The organism is Amycolatopsis sp. NPDC005961, assembly GCF_040629235.1.
Classification (GTDB): Bacteria; Actinomycetota; Actinomycetes; order Mycobacteriales; family Pseudonocardiaceae; genus Amycolatopsis; species Amycolatopsis camponoti.
In genome coordinates this window covers 140,839-158,388 of sequence record NZ_JBEXVF010000013.1, presented here as the reverse complement: position 1 = coordinate 158,388, position 17,550 = coordinate 140,839, and the positions used below count along the sequence as shown (strand labels likewise).

Genomic DNA, 17,550 nt, shown 5'->3' with positions numbered 1-17,550 from the left:
CTACTTGCTGACGGTGACGCTGAAGAGGTCGAGCTCGCGGAACTGGGTCGGCTGGACGTTGCGCAGCCGGGACGCCCAGGCGGCGGTGCCGGACTGCCACCAGATGGGGATGGTCGGCATGTCCTGCAGGACGAGCTTCTCGGCCTGCTGGTAGAGCGCCTGGCCCTGCTGCTGCGACGGCGCCGCGTCGGCCTGCTTGAGCAGGTCGTCGACCTTCGGGTTCGAGTACTGGCCGACGTTCGAGGCCGCCCCGGTGCGGAACAGCGGGTTGAGGAAGTTCTCGATGGACGGGTAGTCCGCGACCCACGCCGAGCGGTAGATGCCGGTGACGGTCCGGTTGTTCAGCTGCTTGCGGAAGTCGCCCAGGGTCGTCTGCGGAGTGAACTTGCAGGTGTGGCCCAGCGAAGCCTGGATCTGCTTGCAGATGACCTCCATCCACTCCTGGTTGCCGGAGTCGATGTTCGACGTCAGCTCGATGTCACCCTGGAAGCCCGACGCGTCGAACAGCTGCTTGGCCTTCTGCGGCTGGTAGGTGCGCAGCTCGCCGCACTGGTTGTCCAGGTGGCCCTGGACGTTCGGGGCGACCAGGCCGTCGGCCGGCGTGCGGCCGCCGTTGAACACCTGCTGGATCAGCGCCTTCCGGTCGATGGCCATGGAGATGGACTGGCGGAACTGCGGGCTCTCGTAGCGCTTGTCGAACAGCGGGAACGCGATCGCCTGGTAGCCGAGGTAGGTGTAGGTCTTGCGCCGGTCGTCGGGCAGGTCCTTCTTGATCTTGCCGCCCTGGGTCGACGTCCACGGCGTGAAGGAGAGGAAGTCGAGCTTGTTCGCGAGGACGTCGGCGTAGGCCTTGTCCAGGTCGGTGTAGAAGCGGAAGTCGATGCCGCCGATGTTCGGCTTCTGCGCGCCGGAGAAGCCGTCGAACCGCTTGACGACGAGGTCCTTGCCCGGCGTGTACGAGTCGAACTTGAACGGCCCGTTGCCGACGGGGTGCGCCTCGAACGCCTTGCGGTCGGCGAAGAAGCTCGCGGGCATCGGGAAGAACGCCGCGTAGCCGAGCTGGACGCCGAACTCCGAGAACGGCGCGTCGAGCGTGACGGTGAACGTCCTGTCGTCGACGACCTTCAGGCCCGACAGCGTCTTGGCGGCCGGCAGGGCCGCCGGCTGCTTGCCGTCCGCGGTCGCGTTGTTGACCTGGGAGAAGCCCACGACGTGCGAGAAGTAGCTGGCGCCGGCCATCAGGTTCGGGGAATACGCGGTGTAGTTCCACGCGTCGACGAAGCTCTTCGCGGTGACGGACGTGCCGTCGTGGAACGTCCAGCCGTCCTTCAGCTTGATCGTCCACACCTTGGAGTCGGTGGTGGTGACCGAGTCCGCGACGGCGTTGTGCGGGGCGGCCGTCTTGGCGTCGTACTCGATGAGACCGCGGAACAGGGTGCCCAGCACGCTGATCCCGCCGACCTCGGTCGTGTTGCCCGGCACGAGCGGGCTGGCCGGTTCGGTCTCGCTGTAGCTGATGACCGCGTCGCGGTCGATGTTCGCCGCGCCGGCGGGCGCGGCGGCGCCGTCCGGCGCGGGAGCGGCGGTGGTGCCGCTCGGGGTGCTGCACGCGCTGAGCGTGACGGCCAGCACGGCGGCCGCGCACACGGCGGCCCGGAGCTTTCGCATGGGTGTCTTCCTTCTTCGGTGGGGTGGGGGTGGAGTCAGCGCCGGCTGGAGGTGATGCCGAGGGCCAGCGGGAACGCGGGGCGGCCACCGAGGAGGTGGGCGCCGGCGGTCTGCAGGATCCGGTCCTGCGCCACGATGTGCTGGCACATCGTGGTGGTGTCGCGCAGCCACCGGTCCAGCGGCGAGGGCCGGTAGATCGCGGTGGTCTGCACGAGGTCGTAGAGGCGGGTGACGATCGCCCGGGCGGTGCGGAACGCGTGCCGCCGCGACAGCGGGAGCGCGGCCCGCTCGCGCGGGGTCAGGTCGTCGAGGCAGCCGCCCGCGGACAGGACTTCGTGCTGGCGCCGCAGAGCGCCGTAGACGCCCTCGCGAGCCGCGGCGAAGTCGCCTTCGCAGTCGGCGATCGTGGTCTGCGTGCGGTAGTCGTCTTCGCGACCCGCGGAGACGGCGGCGTCCGTGGCGTGGTCGAGTGCGGCGCGGGCGACGCCGAGCGCGACGCCCGGCATGTTCCGCATGTGCACCTCGGGCTGGGCCAGCGGGCCCGTGCCGCCGCGGACCTCGGCGAACGTCAACGTGTGCTCGGCCGGGACGAACACGTCGGTGATCGTGTAGTCGCAGCTGCCGCTGCCCGCCAGGCCGGTGGTGTGCCAGGTGTCGAGGACCTCGACGTCCGCCTTCGGCACCATGAGCAGGATCGAGTCGTGCACGGGCCCGCCGTCGCGGTACAGGAACGCTCCGGAGACGACCCAGTCGGCGTGGGTGACGCCGCTGCCGAACTGCCAGCGGCCGGTCAAGCGGTAGCCGCCCGGGACGATTTCCGCCCGGCCGTTGGGAAAGAGCAGCCCCGCGGTCGCCATGTCCAGGCTGGGGAACATCTCTTCGGCGACGGCGTGGTCCAGGAACGAGGCGTAGAGGCCGGTGTCCGACCCGATCATCGCGCACCACGCGGCCCCGGCGTCGCCGTAGGCCAGTGCCTCGATCACCTCGGTCTGCTCGATCGACGTCAGCTCGGGTCCGCCGTGAGCGCGGGAGAACCCCATCCGGAACACTCCGGTGCCGCGCAGCAGATCCACGACGTCCGCGGGCAGCCGCCGGGCCCGTTCGATCTCCTCGGCGCGTTCGCGCAGCACCGGGGCGAGGGCCTGGGCCCGGGCGAGGATCTCCACCGCGGTTTCCGGCGGACGCACCGGCAGCGGCTCGACTACGGTCATCACATCACTTCCCTCGAGGTCTTCTTCTCGGTCGTGGAAGTGATTGAAGCCAGCGGTTTAATTGATGGAAACGGTTGTCCACCAAGGAAAATCAACGGGGTGCACCGCGGAAGTAGACAGGGCCGCGACGAAGATCCGTCGCGGCCCTGTCCGGGGGAAGATCAGGCGGTCACGGCGCTGTTGAGGGCGCCGAAGTCCAGGCCGCCCTCCAGCGCGGTGTACGTCCCGTGCTCCAGCAGCTCCACCGCGGCGCGCTGGGCGACCGCGTAGGCGCCCTGCGCGATCGCCGTGCCGACGCTGATGCGGCGGACGCCGACCGCTTCCAGCTCCGCCACGGTCGGGGCGCCCGGCCACACCATCACGTTGACCGGCAGCGGGCTCTCCTTGACCAGGACGCGCAGCGTCTCCAGGTCGATCAGGCCGGGCACGAACAGGCTGTCCGCGCCCGCCGCGGCGTACGCGCCCGCCCGCGTCAGGACGTCGTCCAGGCGGCCTTCGGGCTCGCCGACGCCGAAGAGGTAGACGTCGGTGCGGATGTTGATCCACAGCTCGGGCAGGCCGGCCGCGGTCGCCGCGTCACGGGCCGCGCGGACCCGCCCGACCTGGGCCGGGACGTCGAACAGCGGGCCGCCGGGGGCCGTCGAGTCCTCGAGGTTGATCCCGACCGCGCCCGCCTCGATGATCGCGCGGACGGTCGCCGCGACGTCGGCTTCGGACGGGCCGTAGCCGCCTTCGATGTCGGCGGTCACCGGGACGTCGACCACGCGGACGATCCGCGCGACCAGCTCGGCCATCTCCTCGCGCGTGAGGCCGTGCCCGTCGGGGCGCCCGGCGGACCAGGCGACCCCGCCGCTGGTGGTGGCGATCGCCGGGGCGCCGGCCCGCGCGATGAGGGCCGCGCTGGCGGCGTCCCAGGCGTTCGGCAGCACCAAGGTGTGGTCGGTGTGCAGGGCGCGCAGCCGTTCGGCGAGCCGGGTGGCAGACATCCGTTCTCCTTCTGGGTGTTCAGGCGGCCGATGTCGGTACACCGGCGGCGATCAGGTGGGTGGCGGCGAAGGCGCGCCACGGGTGCCAGGCGGCGGCCAGGCGGCCGGCGGCGGCGAAGACGTCGTGGTCGAGCAGCATGGCCTCGACCGTGCGCTCGGCGGCCGGGAAAGCGTCGGCGTGCCCCAGCCGCAGCGCGATCTGCTGGGCGGTGCTCTGCTCGATGCCGGGCAACGCCGTCAACGCGGCGGTGCAGTCGGCCAGGCTCGCCCCGGGGTCGAGCAGGGTCTCGTCCGCGGCCACGGCGGAGGCGAACGCGCGCAGCGTCCGCGCGGTCGCGGCGGGCAGCCGGGCCCCCTCCAGGTCCGCCTGCGCCAGGGTCTCGGCCGAGGGGAACAGGTGGGTCAGGCCGTGCTCGAGGCCCGGCACCCGCTGGCCCGCCGCTTCGACGAGCGCGGCCAGCTGCCGCCGCACGCGCGTGCGGACGCCGTACTGGCTGAGCACGGCTTCCACCGCGACCTCGAAGAAGCCCCAGGCGCCCGGCACCCGCAGGCCAGGCCGCTTGCGCAGCAGCGGGCCCAGGACCGGATCGTCGGCGAAGGCGGCTTCGGCGGGCGCGGTGTCGGCGTCGACCCCGACCATCCGCCCGACGCGGTCGACGACGTGGATCAGGCCCTCCCAGAACGGAATGTGCGCGGTCAGCAGCAGGTGGTCCTCGCCCCCGCGGCGCACCTCGATGACGCCGGCCTCGCCGTCGAGGCTGATCGTGCGCCGGTAGACGCCGTCCTGCACCGACTCGACGCCGGGGACCGCGCGTTCGGCGAGGAACGCGCTGAGCGCCTCCCAGTGCAGCGGCGGCGCGAACGGCAGCCGCATCATCAGGCCGCCGTCCGCGGCGAGCCGGTCGGTCCGCCGCCGCCGGTTGCGCAGCTCCACCGGCGCAGCGCGGAAGACCAGCTTCATGTCCCGGTTGAACTGGCGCAGGCTGCCGAACCCGGCGGCGAACGCGACGTCCGCGACGGTCAGGTCGGAGTCGTCGAGCAGGCGGCGGGCGAAGTGGGCGCGACGGGAGCGGGCGAGCTGGTCCGGCGTCACGCCGAGGTGGTCGTGGAAGAGCCGGCGCAGGTGCCGCGGGGACACCGCCAGCCGCCGGCCCAGCTCCGCTTCGGTGCCGGTGTCCAGTGCCCCGGCGATGATCAGCTGCACCGCGCGGCAGACGAGCTCCGGCGCGTCCGCGCCGACCGGGCCGGCGACGCGGTAGGGACGGCAGCGCAGGCACGCCCGGAACCCGGCCGCCTCGGCCTCCGCGGCCAGCTCGAACGTCTTCACGTTCTCCGCGAGCGGCTTCGCCCCGCACCCGGGACGACAGTAGATGCCGGTCGTGACCACGGCCGAAAAAGTCGTCATGTCCCAGGTGTAGGGGATCAGCCCCGGCCGGCGCTAGCCACATCCGGACATGACCGCGCAGGTCCGCACCCCGGGAGAAGACTTTCCCGCGGGGGCCGGGTGACGAAGCCCCGAGTCAGCAGAGACGTGTCCGGATCTGGCCGGACGCGAGCGCGCGCGCTCGGCAGAGTGGTCGCCGGACAAGCACCGCACTACCGAGAGGTTTCCCATGCTGGCGAAGGTGTTCCCCATCCCCCTCAAGCCGGGCAAGCAGGCCGAGGCCGAGCGGCTCGTGCACGAGTTCGCGCCGCTCGGCCCCGGGCAGGAGGACGGCACCCTGTCCTTCCGCGTGTACCGCGACCCCGCCAAGCCGGACTTCCTGCTGTTCGTCGAGCACTTCGCCGACCAGGCCGCCTACGACGCGCACACCGGCTCGGCCGCCTACAAGGAACTGATCTCCGGCAAGTTCGCCGACCTGATCACCGAGTTCGTCGAAATCGACCACGAACTGGTCGTCGGGCTCTGATTTCCCCGCTTACCGGCCGGATGCAGCAATCGCCGCGTCCGGCCGGGCGCGGGTAAGACGAATTCCGCGACAACGGCGTTACGCTCCGATTACCGGCGTAGTCCACGTCACGCGGGAATTGATTTTCCGGTGGAAACAACTCTGCCGGTCAACCGGCCAGGCCGCTGCAATGGAGAAGCCGGCACCCGACCGAGGTGCGGCACCCCCCTTCGCACGCCCTGGAGGCTCGGCCGTGACCACCACCGAAAAACCCGCCGGCGTACTGGCCGTCCTGCGCCGGACACCGACGCCCGTCCGCTACCTGCTGGGCGGTGTGCTGGTCAACCAGCTCGGCGCGTTCGTCCAGACGTTCATGGTGCTGTACCTGGTCTTCCGCGGCTTCTCCGCGGGACAGGCCGGCATCGCCATCGCCGCGTACAGCATCGGTTCGGTGCTCGGCGGCCTGGCCGGCGGCGAGCTGGTGCACCGCATCGGCCCGCGCGCCACCATCACCGCCGCGATGTCCGGTTCGGCCGTGATCCTCGCTCTCGTCCCGTTCTTCGGCCGTCCCGGCCTCTTCGTCCCGTTGCTGGCCGCATTGCTGCTCGCGGGCCTCGCGACCCAGAGCTACCGGCCCGCGGCCGCCGTCCTGCTCAGCGAGCTGTTGCCCGATTCCGACCGCGTCATGGGCTTCTCGATGATGCGGATCGCCCTCAACCTCGGCGCGGCGCTCAGCCCGCTGATCGCGGCGGGGCTGATCCTGCTCGACTGGAACCTCCTGCTGTGGTTCGACGCCGCGACCGCGCTGCTCTACGCGGTGCTGGCCGGCCGGCTACTGCCCGACCTCCGCGTCGGCCGTGAAGCGCAGGCGCCGGCGGAGAGCGGAACCCGGGCCGCGTACGGGGCCCTGCTGCGCGACGGACGCTTCTGGTTCTTCCTGGCCTCGGTGCTGATCGGGTCGGTCATCTACGTCCAGTACACGGTTTCGCTGCCGCTGAAGATCACCTCCGAGGGCCACTCCGCCGGCCTCTACAGCGTCGTGCTCGTGACCGCGTCGGCCGTGCTGATCCTGTGCGAGCTGAAGATCACCTCCTTCGTCACGCGCTGGCCGGGCCACGTCGCCGCCACCGCCGGGACCGTGCTGATGGGCCTGGGCGTCGCGGGTTTCGGCCTCAGCGGCGGCTCGGCGGTCGCGCTCGTCGCGTGCACGGTGGTGTTCGTGTTCGGGATCATGGTCAATGGACCGACGATGTTCGCCTACCCCTCGACGTTCCCGGCCGCGGTCAAAGCGCGCTACATCAGTGCCCACCAGGCGACTTTCGGCCTCGGCATGGCACTCGGCCCGCTGTTCGGCGTCGCCGCGTGGGTCGCGCTCGGCAACGGCGTCTGGTGGCTGTGCGGCGCGCTCGGCCTGGTCGCGGCGCTGTGCGCCCTGCTCGGCATGACGGCCCGCCCCGCCACCCCCTGAGCTCCGCCACCCCGACGGCCGTCCGCTGCACGCGGGCGGCCGTCGAGTGTTGCCGCAATTCACCTGAATGACGTAAATAAGCACCGGTAATGATCCACGAAGCGTCAGAGCAATGCACGAACGGGCTAACAAGACCGCCAGACAGCGGAAGAGACACCGGGCGCGAAGAGCGACGCTGAGTAAGTGAGGGGAAGGGGAATCACATGGGCAGACCAGAAAAGCCCGTCAACACGTCCGGTGGCATCGCGACCCAGTTCGCCCGGGAATTGCGGGAACTGCGGGCCCGGGCCGGCAACCCGACCTACCGGGAAATGGCCCGGTCGGCGATGTTCTCGTCGTCGGTGCTCTCGAGCGCCGCGAGCGGCAACCGGATGCCGTCGCTGCAGGTGACGCTCGCGTTCGTCGCCGCGTGCGGCGGCGACGACGAGGCGTGGCGCCGGCACTGGCACGTCGCGACGAGCGGCTATACGCAGTCTCCGTTCGGGGGGCGCAAGAGAAGACCGACCCTGTTCCAGCGACGGGGCGGCGCACCGCACCCGGCGCAGCTACCGCAACGACCACGGGGGTTCACCGGCCGCACGGCCGAGCTGGCCTGGCTGCGGTCGCCCCGTGACACCCCGCTGGTGATCAGCGGCCCGGCCGGCGTCGGGAAGAGCGACCTCGCGCTGCATTACGCGCACTCGATCGCCGCGGAGGAAACCGACGGGCAGCTCTACGCCGACCTAGGCGGCCTGCGCCACAGCGGCGGGGCTCCACCCGCACCGGCGCCCACCGACGTCCTCGACGGCTTCCTGCGGGCGCTCGGCGTCGACGACGACCAGCTGGCGGGCACCTTCGACCACCGGGCGGGGCTGTACCGCACGCTGCTGGCCGAACGCCGGCTCGTGGTCGTGCTGGACAACGTCCAGGACGAGCAGCAGGTGCGCCCGCTGCTTGCCGAGACCACCACGAGCACGACGCTGCTGGTCAGCCGCAAGCGGTTGCTGGGCCTGCGCGACGTCCACCGCCTGCAGCTGACCCCGTTGCCGCGCGGCGACTCGATCGCGATGATCACCACGGCGCTCCCGCACGTCGCCGTCTCCGCGGGTCCCGACTGCGACCGCCTCGCCGAGCTGTGCGGCGACCTGCCGCTCGCGCTCGACCTGGCGCTGCGCAAGATCGCCTCGCGGCCGCGGCTGACGCTGCGGCGGGTCGTCGAAGAGTGGCGCCTGAACGGCAACAGCGCGGACTGGCTGAGCGTCGGGGACCTTTCCCTGCGCGACTCCTTCGAGTCGGCTTACCGCACGCTCAGCGCGCCCGCGCGGGAACTGCTGGAGCAGCTGGCGCGGACGCCTCCCGGCGGGTTCGACGCGGTGACCGCGGCACTGGACGAGCTCGTCGAGGAGATCGCCGACGCGGGCCTGCTCACCCACGCCGACCCGTACCTCGACGGTCGCGGGGTGCCCCCGCCGGTGCGCGACTTCGTGCTCAGCACCGCCGAAGCCGGCGGACACGACCTTTCGGCCCTCGCGGGGCCCGTGTCCGCCTAGCCCGGGACGGCCCGGCAACGGCGCCGCCGCCCCTGTCTTCTCCCCGAAAGACCGGGATTGATTGTCCTTTGCGGACAACGCTCCCAGCCAAGTCCGCGATGGCCTGTAATCAGCACAGCACGGGTTTCCCGCTGACGCAGGCAGGTCGGACGCACCGGTCGTTCCGGCGGAACCCGTTCCCCCACGGATTTCCCGGAAGGACAGGTCATGCTCGACAACGGCATCCCGGTACGGATCCCGCCCGCCCCGCGTCCGCCGGGGCTCGGTGTTCACCGACGCTACGCGGCCTATTACGCCATGTCTGCTTCGATCATGCTCCTCGCCGGCGCGATCTGGCTGTCGACGCGGCTGCGGCCGAACACGGCGTGGCACGACATCGCGCTGTTCGCGCACCTCGCGTCCCTCGTGCTGGGCTTCGGCGCGGTCCTCGTCGCGGACTACCTCTTCGCCCTGTGGGCACTCGGGCGCGTGCCGTTCGCCGAGGCCGTCCGCAGCGCGTCCCGGCTGCACCTGCTGGTGTGGGGCGGGCTGACGGGCCTGGTGGCGAGCGGCGCGCTGCTCTCCCCCGACCTCGGTTCCGCCGCGACGATCGTGAAGCTGTGCCTCGTCGGCGTCCTCGCCGTCAACGGCGTGCACGCGACGGTGCTGGGCCACCGCATGGCGCTCGTCGACGGCCCGGTCCCCGTGCGCCTGCTCGTGCGGGGCGGGCTCACCACGGCGGTTTCGCAGCTGTGCTGGTGGGGCGCGGTCGTCATCGGCTTCCTGAACGCCACCCGATGAAGCTGTCCGGATCTGGCCAGACCGGTGGCCCCGCGCACCGGCACCCTGGGTTTCCCCCGAGTTCCCCGGAGAAAGGAAGAAGCAATGATCACCAAACTGGTGCGCGTGGTGAGCGCGGCCCTGCGTCCGGCCCCGTCGGCCACGACGGTCGCGCAGCGCATCGACGCGGCCCGGTCGCAACCGGACTACCTCATGACGATCGAGCTGTTCCGCCTGCGCGGCCTGGGCTGACCCGGCTCGCTCGCTTCGTCGGCCGCGCGCCTCCCGGGCGGGGTTCTCCCCCGCCCCGGACCGCCCGCCCACTCCGACGAATCGAGTGAACCATGACCCACCAACGACTCCTGATGTGTTCCGCGCGGTATTTCCGCGTGGACTACGAGATCAACCCGTACATGCACGTCGACGTCCAGCCCGACCTCGAAGCCGCCATCGTGGAACACGAGAACATCGTGGAAGCGCACCTGGCGGCGGGCCGCAAGATCGAGTTCGTCGACGCGGACCCGGCGTGCCCCGACATGACCTACACCGCCAACGCGGCCGTGGTGCGGGGAAACCGCGCGGTGCTGGCGACGCTGCCCGCCGAGCGGGCTCCCGAGACGCCGCACCACCGGGCGTGGCTGGAGTCCCACGAGTTCGAAGTGGCTTCGACGCGGTACGCGTTCAGCGGACAGGGTGACGCGCTGGCGTGCGGGCCGTTGCTGCTGGCAGCACACGGACAGCGCACGGACATCCGCGCGTTCCGCACCTTGGCGCGGCACCTGGACTACGAGATCGTGCCGCTGCGCACGACGAGTTCCCAGTGGTACGACCTGGACCTGGCGGTGGCGGTGATCGCTCCGGGCCTGCTGGCCTACAACCCGTGGGCGCTGGACGCACCCAGCCTGCGGACGTTGCGCGGACTGGGCGTGGAGCTGATCGAGGTGGCACCGGCCGAGGCGGCGGCGTTCGCGCTCAACCTGATCAGCGACGGCCGCACGGTGACGATGACCGCGGGAGCACCCCGGCTGGCGGCGGACCTCCGCTCGCTCGGCTTGACGGTGACGGAGCTGGACACAACGGAGCTCCGCAAGGGCGGCGGCGGAATCCGCTGCACGGCGTTGACGCTGGACAACCCCGCCTGACGCACCGATGCCTGGCGAGGGTGACTCTCGCCAGGCATCGCGTTCGTGCGAGTGTGCGCGAAGATCAGCGATCAAGCCACGGAGCGAGCAGCTTCTCCAGATCGGCATCCGACAACGCCCGCGGGCCGCCGTGGAACTCGTGCCACCGCGACGCGTCACACGCCGCCGTGTACTCGACCTCGAACGCCCGCATCAGCACGTACATGAACGTCACCGAGCTGAACCGCTCACCGAGCAGGGTCCGCGCTTCACGGGCGACATCCGTCGCGCCGACGAAGTCCGCCAGCTTCAACGACTCCGCAGCCGGATCCAGCAGGCTGGGGGCATACATCACGACAAACACTCCATCATAGAAACGAAAACTCAGCCTTCGGCAGCCAGCTGACCACAAGCAGCGGCGATCTCCTGGCCACGCGTATCGCGCACGGTGCACGCTACCCCGCCCGCGTTCACCAGCCGCACGAACTCCCGCTCCACCGGCTTCGGCGACGCGTCCCACTTCGAACCCGGCGTCGGGTTCAACGGGATCACGTTCACGTGCACCAACTGCCCCAGATGCTTCCGCAACCGGCGAGCCAGCAGCTCCGCCCGCCACGGCTGGTCGTTGATGTCCCGGATCAAAGCGTACTCAATGGACACCCGACGCCCGGAAGTATCGGCGTAGTACCGAGCCGCGGACAAAACCTCGTCCACCGACCACCGCTCGTTCACCGGCACCAGCGTGTCCCGCAGCTCGTCATCCGGCGTATGCAACGACACCGCCAGCCGAACCTGCATCTTCTCGTCCGCCAGCTTCCGGATCGCCGGCGCCAAACCCACCGTCGACACCGTCACCGACCGCTGACCGATCCCCAAACCACCCGGCGCCGGATCGGTGATCCGCCGGACCGCCGCCACCACACGCTTGTAGTTGGCCAGGGGCTCGCCCATGCCCATGAAGACGATGTTCGACAGCCGCCCGGGACCACCCGGCATCGTGCCGTCGCGCATGACCGCCGCTGCCGAGCGGACCTGGTCCACGATCTCCGCCGTCGACAGGTTGCGGTCGAGACCGCCCTGGCCCGTCGCGCAGAACGGGCATGCCATGCCGCAGCCGGCCTGGCTCGAGATGCACAGCGTCGCGCGGTCCGGGTAGCGCATCAGGACGCTCTCCAGCAACGTGCCGTCGTGCGCGCGCCACAGCGTCTTGCGGGTCGCGCCGTTGTCGGCCTCCAGCGCGCGGACCTCGGTCAGCAGCGTCGGCATCAACGACTCGACGAGGCGCGAGCGGGACGCCGCCGGGATGTCCGTCATCTCCGCGGGGTCGACCGTCAGGCGCGAGAAGTAGTGGTTCGACAGCTGCTTCGCGCGGAACGGCTTCTCCCCCAGCTCGGCGACGGCGGCGGCGCGTTCGGCCACCGTGAGGTCGGCGAGGTGGCGCGGCGGCAGGCCGCGCTTGGGAGCGTCGAAGACGAGCGGGAGGGCAGTCATAACCGAACCAGTGTCCCATGGGCCCGAAGCCGCCGCCCGGGCCGCCCTCGCCGGATGTACGCCAGGTCACCCGCCTGGACGACACCGCGTCCGGACGCCTGGCTAGATTGTCGATCGCCCGGGAAACCGGCCGGGGCGGTCGTGAGTCCAAGAGCGGACGAAAGAGGTGAACCCGTGCGGAGCCGTTTCCTCCTGGCCGTCGCGTTGGTGCTGGGCGCTGCCGCCTGCAGCACCTCCACCGCCGGCCAGGCGCAGCCCGTCCCGACCGTGACCAAGGTCGCCGGGCCGCAGGTCGAGGTCGCGACCATGCGCGTCGCCCTGCCCGCCGGCGCGACGTACACCGGCAAGAGCCAGGACGGCCTGCTCGACGGCTGTGTCGCCGAAGGCAGCGCCGTCTGCCGGGCGCGGCTGCTGGACCTGCGCGAAGCCACTTCGGACCCCAACGCGCCCATCAACCTCCCCAGCGCGAAGCGGCCCTTCGGCTGGTACACCGGCACGGACGTCCCGACGTGCATCACCGCCACCTCGCCGCCCGGGGACGCCCCCGTCGCGACCGGCAGCGACCTGCTCGACTCCGGGTTCAAGCCGATCGGCCCGAAGAAGGCCGAGTACGGCAAGTGGCAGGTCACCTGCGAGGACGCGACCCGGAACAACCAGGTCCGGATGTGGTGGCTGCCGACGAGCAAGATCCTCGTGGTCGAGTACGGGTCCGCGGCCGACTGGGACGCGAAGATGGACGCGATGCTCGCCTCGGCGACGTTCAGCTGACGACGTCCAGCGCGGCCCGGATGATCGCGTCCGCATCGATGCTGTGGTGGCGGTACACGTCCTCCAGCGACCCGGACTGCCCGAAGCCCGTGACGCCCAGCGCGACCGACGGCACCCGGTTGACCCCGGCCAGGAACGCCAGCGTGTGCGGGTGGCCGTCGAGCACCGTGACCAGCGGCTTCGCCCGCGACGCCGGGAACGCCTGGTCGAGGATCCACGACTCCCCGCTGCCCCGGCCCGACCGGGCCTGCAGGGCCTCGAACAGCAGGCCCGGGCTGGTCACGCACACGACGTCGGCCTCGACGCCCACCTGGGCCAGCCGTTCGGCCGCCGCCAGGGTGTCCGGCACCAGCGCGCCCATCGCCACCAGCGTGACCGCCGGGGAAGCCGCGCGACGCAGCAGGTACGCGCCCGCGACGACCTGACGGCGGCGCCGTTCGCGCGCCGCCGGGTCCGTGGGCACGTCGGCCAGGGTCTGGTCGACCGGCCGCGTCGAGAGCCGGAAGTACGACGACGTGCCGCCCGGCTTGCCGAGCCGGCCGAGCGCCGCCAGCAGCGTCCACTCCGTGTCGATCGCGAACGCCGGTTCGTAGCTGACGCAGCCGGGCTGTTCGATGCCGATCGACGGCGTGGTGATCGACTGGTGCGCGCCGCCCTCCGGCGCGAGCGTGACGCCGGACGGCGTGCCGATCAGGATCGACTGGCCGCCCGCGTAGATCCCGAACGACCACGGCTCCAGCGCGCGCTCGACGAATGGGTCGTACATGACGCCGATCGGCAGCAGCGGCTCGCCCCAGCGGCTCCAGGTCGCGCCCAGCTCGCCCAGCAGGCCGACCAGGTTCGTCTCGGCGATGCCCAGCTCGACGTGCTGGCCGGTCGGCTTCTCCCGCCAGTGCATGATCGTCTCGGGATCGTCGTCGAACCAGTCGCGGCGCTCGGTCGCGGACCAGACGCCGACCTTGTTGACCCAGCCGCCGAGGTTGGTGGTCGAGCTGACGTCGGGGCTGACCGTCACGACGCGCTTCGCCGCTTCGGGCGCTTCGCGCGTCAGGTCGAGCAGGACGCGGCCCAGCGCGGCCTGCGTCGTCGCGGTCCCGGACGGCGTCCGGCCGATATCGACCGGCAGCTCCAGCGAAGGCGCCGAAGGGACAGCGGGACGGCGAAGGCGCGAAGCAACTTCAGTGCACAACGCGGCTTCAGGCGAGCCCGATGCGAAGCCCTCCCACGGCGAAGCGAGGTCAGTCCCGAGCGACGTCGCCAGCTCTTCCATCTGCGCGACGGTCAGCAGCGAGGAGTGGTTCTGCGGGTGCCCCTGCGTGGGGAGACCGCGCCCCTTGACGGTGTAGGCGAAGATCACCGTCGGGCGACTGTCCGAAATGGACGCGAAGACCTCGTCGAGCGAACCGAGGTCGTGGCCGCCGAGGTTCCGGATGGCGGCCAGCAGCGTCTCGTCGTCGAGCGAGGCGACCAGCTCGGAGAGAGCCGCGTTCCCCGCGGGCAGCCGGTCGCGCACCTGGGCCGCGTCGCAACGCAGCAGCCGCTGGTACTCGGGGTTCGGCATCGCGTCGATCCGCGCGCGCAGCTCGGCGCCGCCGGGCCGGGTGAACAGCTCTTCCAGCAGCCGCCCGTACTTCAGCGTCAGCACCTGCCAGCCGGCCGCGTCGAACATGCCCTGCAGCCGCCCGGCCGCGATGTTCGGCACGACCCGGTCGAGCGACTGCCGGTTCAGGTCGACGATCCAGACGATTTCGCCCAGCTCCGCGACGCCCGGGTCCAGGATGGCCTCCCAGATCGCGCCCTCGTCCAGCTCGGCGTCGCCGACGAGGGAGTACTGCCGTCCGGTGCCGGCGTTCGAGCCCCGGGTGGTCAGGTAGCGGCGGGCCAGCGCGCCCCAGATCGGGGCGGTCGCGCCGATGCCGACCGAGCCCGTCGAGTAGTCGACCGGGTCGGGGTCCTTGGCGCGGCTCGGGTAGCTCTGCAGGCCGCCGAACTCGCGCAGCGTCGGCAGGTAGGCCTCGTCCAGCTCGCCGAGCAGGTAGTTGATGGCGTGGAGCACGGGCGACGCGTGCGGCTTCACCGAGACGCGGTCCTCGGGACGCAGGTGCCGGAACCACAGGGACGTCATGATCGAGACGAGCGACGCGCACGACGCCTGGTGCCCGCCGACCTTCAGCCCGGACGGGTTGGGCCGGACGCGGTTGGCCTGGTGCACGATCGCCGTCGCGAGCCACAGCACCCGCTGCTCGATGGAGGCGAGCGTGCCCGTCGCCTGAGCCGCCGGGGTGGTCTGGGTCATCGTCGACACCTTTCGTGCAGGAAGCGCACACCAGGACACCACTGGTGGACGCAACGCACAACCGATGCCCCGCCGAGTGCGCAGAATGCACACGGGAATCGGACGGCTCAGGCCTCCGGGTGCGCAGAATGCACGCGCTCAAGCAGGGGCGTCAGGCGGTAGGGAACGAGCTCGCGCATGACGAGCGAGATGTTCGTCCGCTCCACCCCCGGCGAGGCCAGGATCCGCCCGGCGATGCGGTAGAGGTCATCGGCGTCGACGGCCACCACCTGCACCATCAGGTCGCTCGCCCCGGTCAGCCCGCACACCTCGGTGACCTCGGGGATGGTCGAGAGCGCGTCGGCGATCTCCGCCAGCCGCCGCTGGTCGACCTGCGCGTTGACGAACGCCCGCAGCGGGTAGCCCAGCCGCGCCGGGTCGATGCGGCGTTCGAACGACCCGAGGACGCCGCGCTGCTCCAGCCGCGCGAGCCGGGCCTGCACGGTGTTGCGGGACAGGCCCAGCCGCTCGGCCAGCGCGACCGCCGTGGACCGCGGGTCCTCCCCCAGCGCTTCCAGCAGGCGCGCGTCGATCTCGTCGATGGTTTCGGGCACGGCCCGATCTTCTCAGTTCAGGTCCTTCGTCGGGTCGTCGAGGACCTGCCTCGCCCGGATCGGGCCGAGGCCGGGGAACCACGTCGTCGTCGACCGCGATGGCGCGCCGGGCCTTGACCACGCCCAGCCCACAGCTCGCGAAGGCCCGCGCTGTAGCTCGAGCAGAAGACCTGGTCGCCGACGCCGGACGCGCTCGGCCTCTCGGGCCGACCACAGGCGACGAGCAGCGTGCCGGCCGCGAGTGCGCCTCGGGTTCCGTGAGCGGGATCACCGAAGCATGGTTGCAATCCGACTGTTTCCGATATATCGTGAACCAGTCGCAACCGTTCGAGAAAGGAACAACGACATGCGTAGGCAACGACACCCCTTCATGCAAGACCACCCCTTCGCCCAGGAACGCGGACGCGCTCCCTTCGGTGGCTTCGGCGACTTCCCCCCGGGCTTCGGTCCCGGCGGGCGGGGCCGCGGTCGCGGTCACGGGCCGGGCCGGCGGGGTCACGGCGGACGGCGTAGCCGCCGCGGTGACGTCCGCGCCGCGATCCTGGCGCTGCTCGCCGAGCAGCCCCGGCACGGCTACGAGATCATCCGCGAAATCGGCGAGCGCTCCGGCGGCTTCTGGCGCCCGAGCCCCGGCTCGGTCTACCCGACGCTGCAGCTGCTGGCCGACGAAGGCCTGGTCATCAGCAAGGACGAGCACGGCAAGAAGCTCTTCGAGCTGACCGACGCCGGCCGCACCGCCGCGGAAGAGCAAGACAGCACCCCGCCGTGGGAGCACATCGCGCAGGACGTCGACGCGTCCGAGGTCGGGCTCGCGAAGGCGGGCAAGAACCTGGCCGCCGCCGTCGTGCAGATCATGCGCGCGGGCACCGAGAGCCAACAGGCCCGCGCGGCCGAGGTCCTCAACGACGCCCGGCGCTCGCTCTACGGCATCCTCGGCGAAGACGAGGACGAGTCCTCGGCCTCTTCCGAAGAAGCAGCCGAGTGACCTGGCAGGACGAGGCCGGTGGGCTTGACCCGCGCGTGGACGCGGTAGCCCACCGGCAACGTCAGGTCGTGCGCGCGATTCCCATTACGCTGCACCGACTCCGCGATCGCCTGTTCGGCGACGCGCTTGCTGAACTCGATCTTCAGCACCGCTTCGAGGTCCGCCGCCGTCTCGAACCGCCACTCGGTGGTGACCCGGCGGCACCCGAAGCCGGCCCGGGCGAAGAACCGTTCGACGGCGGCCGGGTCGTAGCGCGGTAGGTCGGCGCGCATCCAGGAGCCGTAGGGCTCGCTGGTCACGTCGAGGTCGACGATCAACAGCACCCCGCCCGGCCGCAGCACCCGCTCGGCCTCCGCCAGCCCCGGCTCGCAGCCGGGCCCGAAGAAGTACGCCGTGCGCGCGTGGACGACGTCGACGCTCGCGCTGCGGACCGGCAGCCGCTGGGCCCGGCCCATCTTGACGTCCACGTTCGACAGTCCCGCCACACGCTTCAGCGCGCTTCGCACCAGCGGCTCGTGCGGCTCCACCCCGAGCACCGAACGCGCGTCGCGGGCGAAGCGCGGCAAGTGGAACCCGTCCCCGCAGCCGACGTCCAGCACGTCCCGGCCGGCCCAGTCGCCCTCTTCACGCAGCACGCGCCAGATCTCGCCGCCGCTGTCCTGCGCCCGGTTCTCCAGCTCGTAATCGGCCTGGTAGTACCAGATGTTCGGACTCGGCACGACCTCCGCGCGCCGGGACGACCACCGCACCGCTGCTCCTTTCGGGGCCTTCCCCCGCCGGCAGTGA

At 71.3% G+C, this 17,550-nt stretch carries 17 protein-coding genes; 8 read left to right on the top strand and 9 right to left on the bottom strand.

Going from position 1 to position 17,550, the window contains the following annotated elements; translation table 11 throughout:
- The 4 genes from ABZ342_RS15095 to ABZ342_RS15080 form a co-directional block, all read right to left on the bottom strand.
- On the bottom strand, window positions 1-1,668 hold the full coding sequence (locus ABZ342_RS15095; protein WP_360473073.1) for an ABC transporter substrate-binding protein: 1,668 nt from the start codon (window positions 1,666-1,668) through the stop codon (window positions 1-3).
- 35 nt (window positions 1,669-1,703) lie between these two features.
- On the bottom strand, window positions 1,704-2,879 hold the full coding sequence (locus ABZ342_RS15090; RefSeq protein ID WP_360473070.1) for an acyl-CoA dehydrogenase family protein: 1,176 nt from the start codon (window positions 2,877-2,879) through the stop codon (window positions 1,704-1,706).
- Window positions 2,880-3,040: 161 nt separating this feature from the next.
- On the bottom strand, window positions 3,041-3,865 hold the full coding sequence (locus ABZ342_RS15085; protein ID WP_360473067.1) for an isocitrate lyase/phosphoenolpyruvate mutase family protein: 825 nt from the start codon (window positions 3,863-3,865) through the stop codon (window positions 3,041-3,043).
- A 19-nt stretch (window positions 3,866-3,884) separates the two neighbouring features.
- Window positions 3,885-5,270 carry an AlkA N-terminal domain-containing protein gene (locus tag ABZ342_RS15080; protein WP_360473064.1) on the bottom strand — a complete coding sequence of 462 codons (1,386 nt, stop codon included), beginning with the start codon at window positions 5,268-5,270 and terminating at the stop codon, window positions 3,885-3,887.
- A 208-nt stretch (window positions 5,271-5,478) separates the two neighbouring features.
- Between ABZ342_RS15080 and ABZ342_RS15075 the strand changes: the two genes are divergently transcribed.
- From ABZ342_RS15075 to ABZ342_RS15050, 6 genes are all read left to right on the top strand, one after another.
- Window positions 5,479-5,775, top strand: coding sequence for an antibiotic biosynthesis monooxygenase (locus ABZ342_RS15075; RefSeq protein WP_196425526.1), 297 nt, complete (start codon window positions 5,479-5,481; stop codon window positions 5,773-5,775).
- Between the two features lie 232 nt (window positions 5,776-6,007).
- Complete coding sequence (locus tag ABZ342_RS15070; protein ID WP_360473061.1) at window positions 6,008-7,222, top strand: MFS transporter; 1,215 nt, start codon at window positions 6,008-6,010, stop codon at window positions 7,220-7,222.
- 203 nt (window positions 7,223-7,425) lie between these two features.
- On the top strand, window positions 7,426-8,751 hold the full coding sequence (locus ABZ342_RS15065; protein ID WP_360473058.1) for a helix-turn-helix domain-containing protein: 1,326 nt from the start codon (window positions 7,426-7,428) through the stop codon (window positions 8,749-8,751).
- Between the two features lie 297 nt (window positions 8,752-9,048).
- On the top strand, window positions 9,049-9,531 hold the full coding sequence (locus ABZ342_RS15060) for a hypothetical protein (RefSeq protein WP_360473055.1): 483 nt from the start codon (window positions 9,049-9,051) through the stop codon (window positions 9,529-9,531).
- Between the two features lie 84 nt (window positions 9,532-9,615).
- On the top strand, window positions 9,616-9,762 hold the full coding sequence (locus ABZ342_RS15055; protein WP_155545338.1) for a hypothetical protein: 147 nt from the start codon (window positions 9,616-9,618) through the stop codon (window positions 9,760-9,762).
- A gap of 92 nt (window positions 9,763-9,854) precedes the next feature.
- A complete protein-coding gene (locus ABZ342_RS15050; protein ID WP_360473052.1) occupies window positions 9,855-10,652 on the top strand; it encodes an arginine deiminase-related protein in 798 nt (265 codons plus the stop codon).
- A 64-nt stretch (window positions 10,653-10,716) separates the two neighbouring features.
- Here ABZ342_RS15050 and ABZ342_RS15045 read toward each other — a convergent pair whose 3' ends face one another.
- Together ABZ342_RS15045 and rlmN are read right to left on the bottom strand one after the other, a co-directional pair.
- A complete protein-coding gene (locus ABZ342_RS15045; protein WP_155545336.1) occupies window positions 10,717-10,983 on the bottom strand; it encodes a hypothetical protein in 267 nt (88 codons plus the stop codon).
- A gap of 32 nt (window positions 10,984-11,015) precedes the next feature.
- Complete coding sequence (gene rlmN, locus ABZ342_RS15040; protein WP_360473049.1) at window positions 11,016-12,122, bottom strand: 23S rRNA (adenine(2503)-C(2))-methyltransferase RlmN; 1,107 nt, start codon at window positions 12,120-12,122, stop codon at window positions 11,016-11,018.
- Window positions 12,123-12,296: 174 nt separating this feature from the next.
- Between rlmN and ABZ342_RS15035 the strand changes: the two genes are divergently transcribed.
- Window positions 12,297-12,890 (top strand): hypothetical protein, encoded by a 594-nt coding sequence (locus ABZ342_RS15035; protein WP_360473046.1) that lies wholly within the window; start codon window positions 12,297-12,299, stop codon window positions 12,888-12,890.
- On the opposite strand, the gene ABZ342_RS15030 is transcribed toward ABZ342_RS15035, so the two are convergent.
- A complete protein-coding gene (locus ABZ342_RS15030) occupies window positions 12,883-15,186 on the bottom strand; it encodes a pyruvate dehydrogenase (RefSeq protein ID WP_360473043.1) in 2,304 nt (767 codons plus the stop codon). The two genes, ABZ342_RS15035 and ABZ342_RS15030, sit on opposite strands and share 8 nt — an antisense overlap.
- 107 nt (window positions 15,187-15,293) lie before the next feature.
- Window positions 15,294-15,779 (bottom strand): Lrp/AsnC family transcriptional regulator, encoded by a 486-nt coding sequence (locus tag ABZ342_RS15025; RefSeq protein WP_155545332.1) that lies wholly within the window; start codon window positions 15,777-15,779, stop codon window positions 15,294-15,296.
- Between the two features lie 346 nt (window positions 15,780-16,125).
- On the opposite strand from ABZ342_RS15025, the gene ABZ342_RS15020 reads away from it, so the two are divergent.
- Window positions 16,126-16,764: a PadR family transcriptional regulator gene (locus ABZ342_RS15020; protein ID WP_360473040.1), complete on the top strand. Its 639-nt coding sequence runs from the start codon at window positions 16,126-16,128 to the stop codon at window positions 16,762-16,764.
- Here the strand turns inward: ABZ342_RS15020 and ABZ342_RS15015 are convergent.
- A complete protein-coding gene (locus tag ABZ342_RS15015; RefSeq protein ID WP_360473037.1) occupies window positions 16,701-17,513 on the bottom strand; it encodes a class I SAM-dependent methyltransferase in 813 nt (270 codons plus the stop codon). The genes ABZ342_RS15020 and ABZ342_RS15015 overlap by 64 nt on opposite strands.
- Window positions 17,514-17,550: the final 37 nt, after the last annotated feature.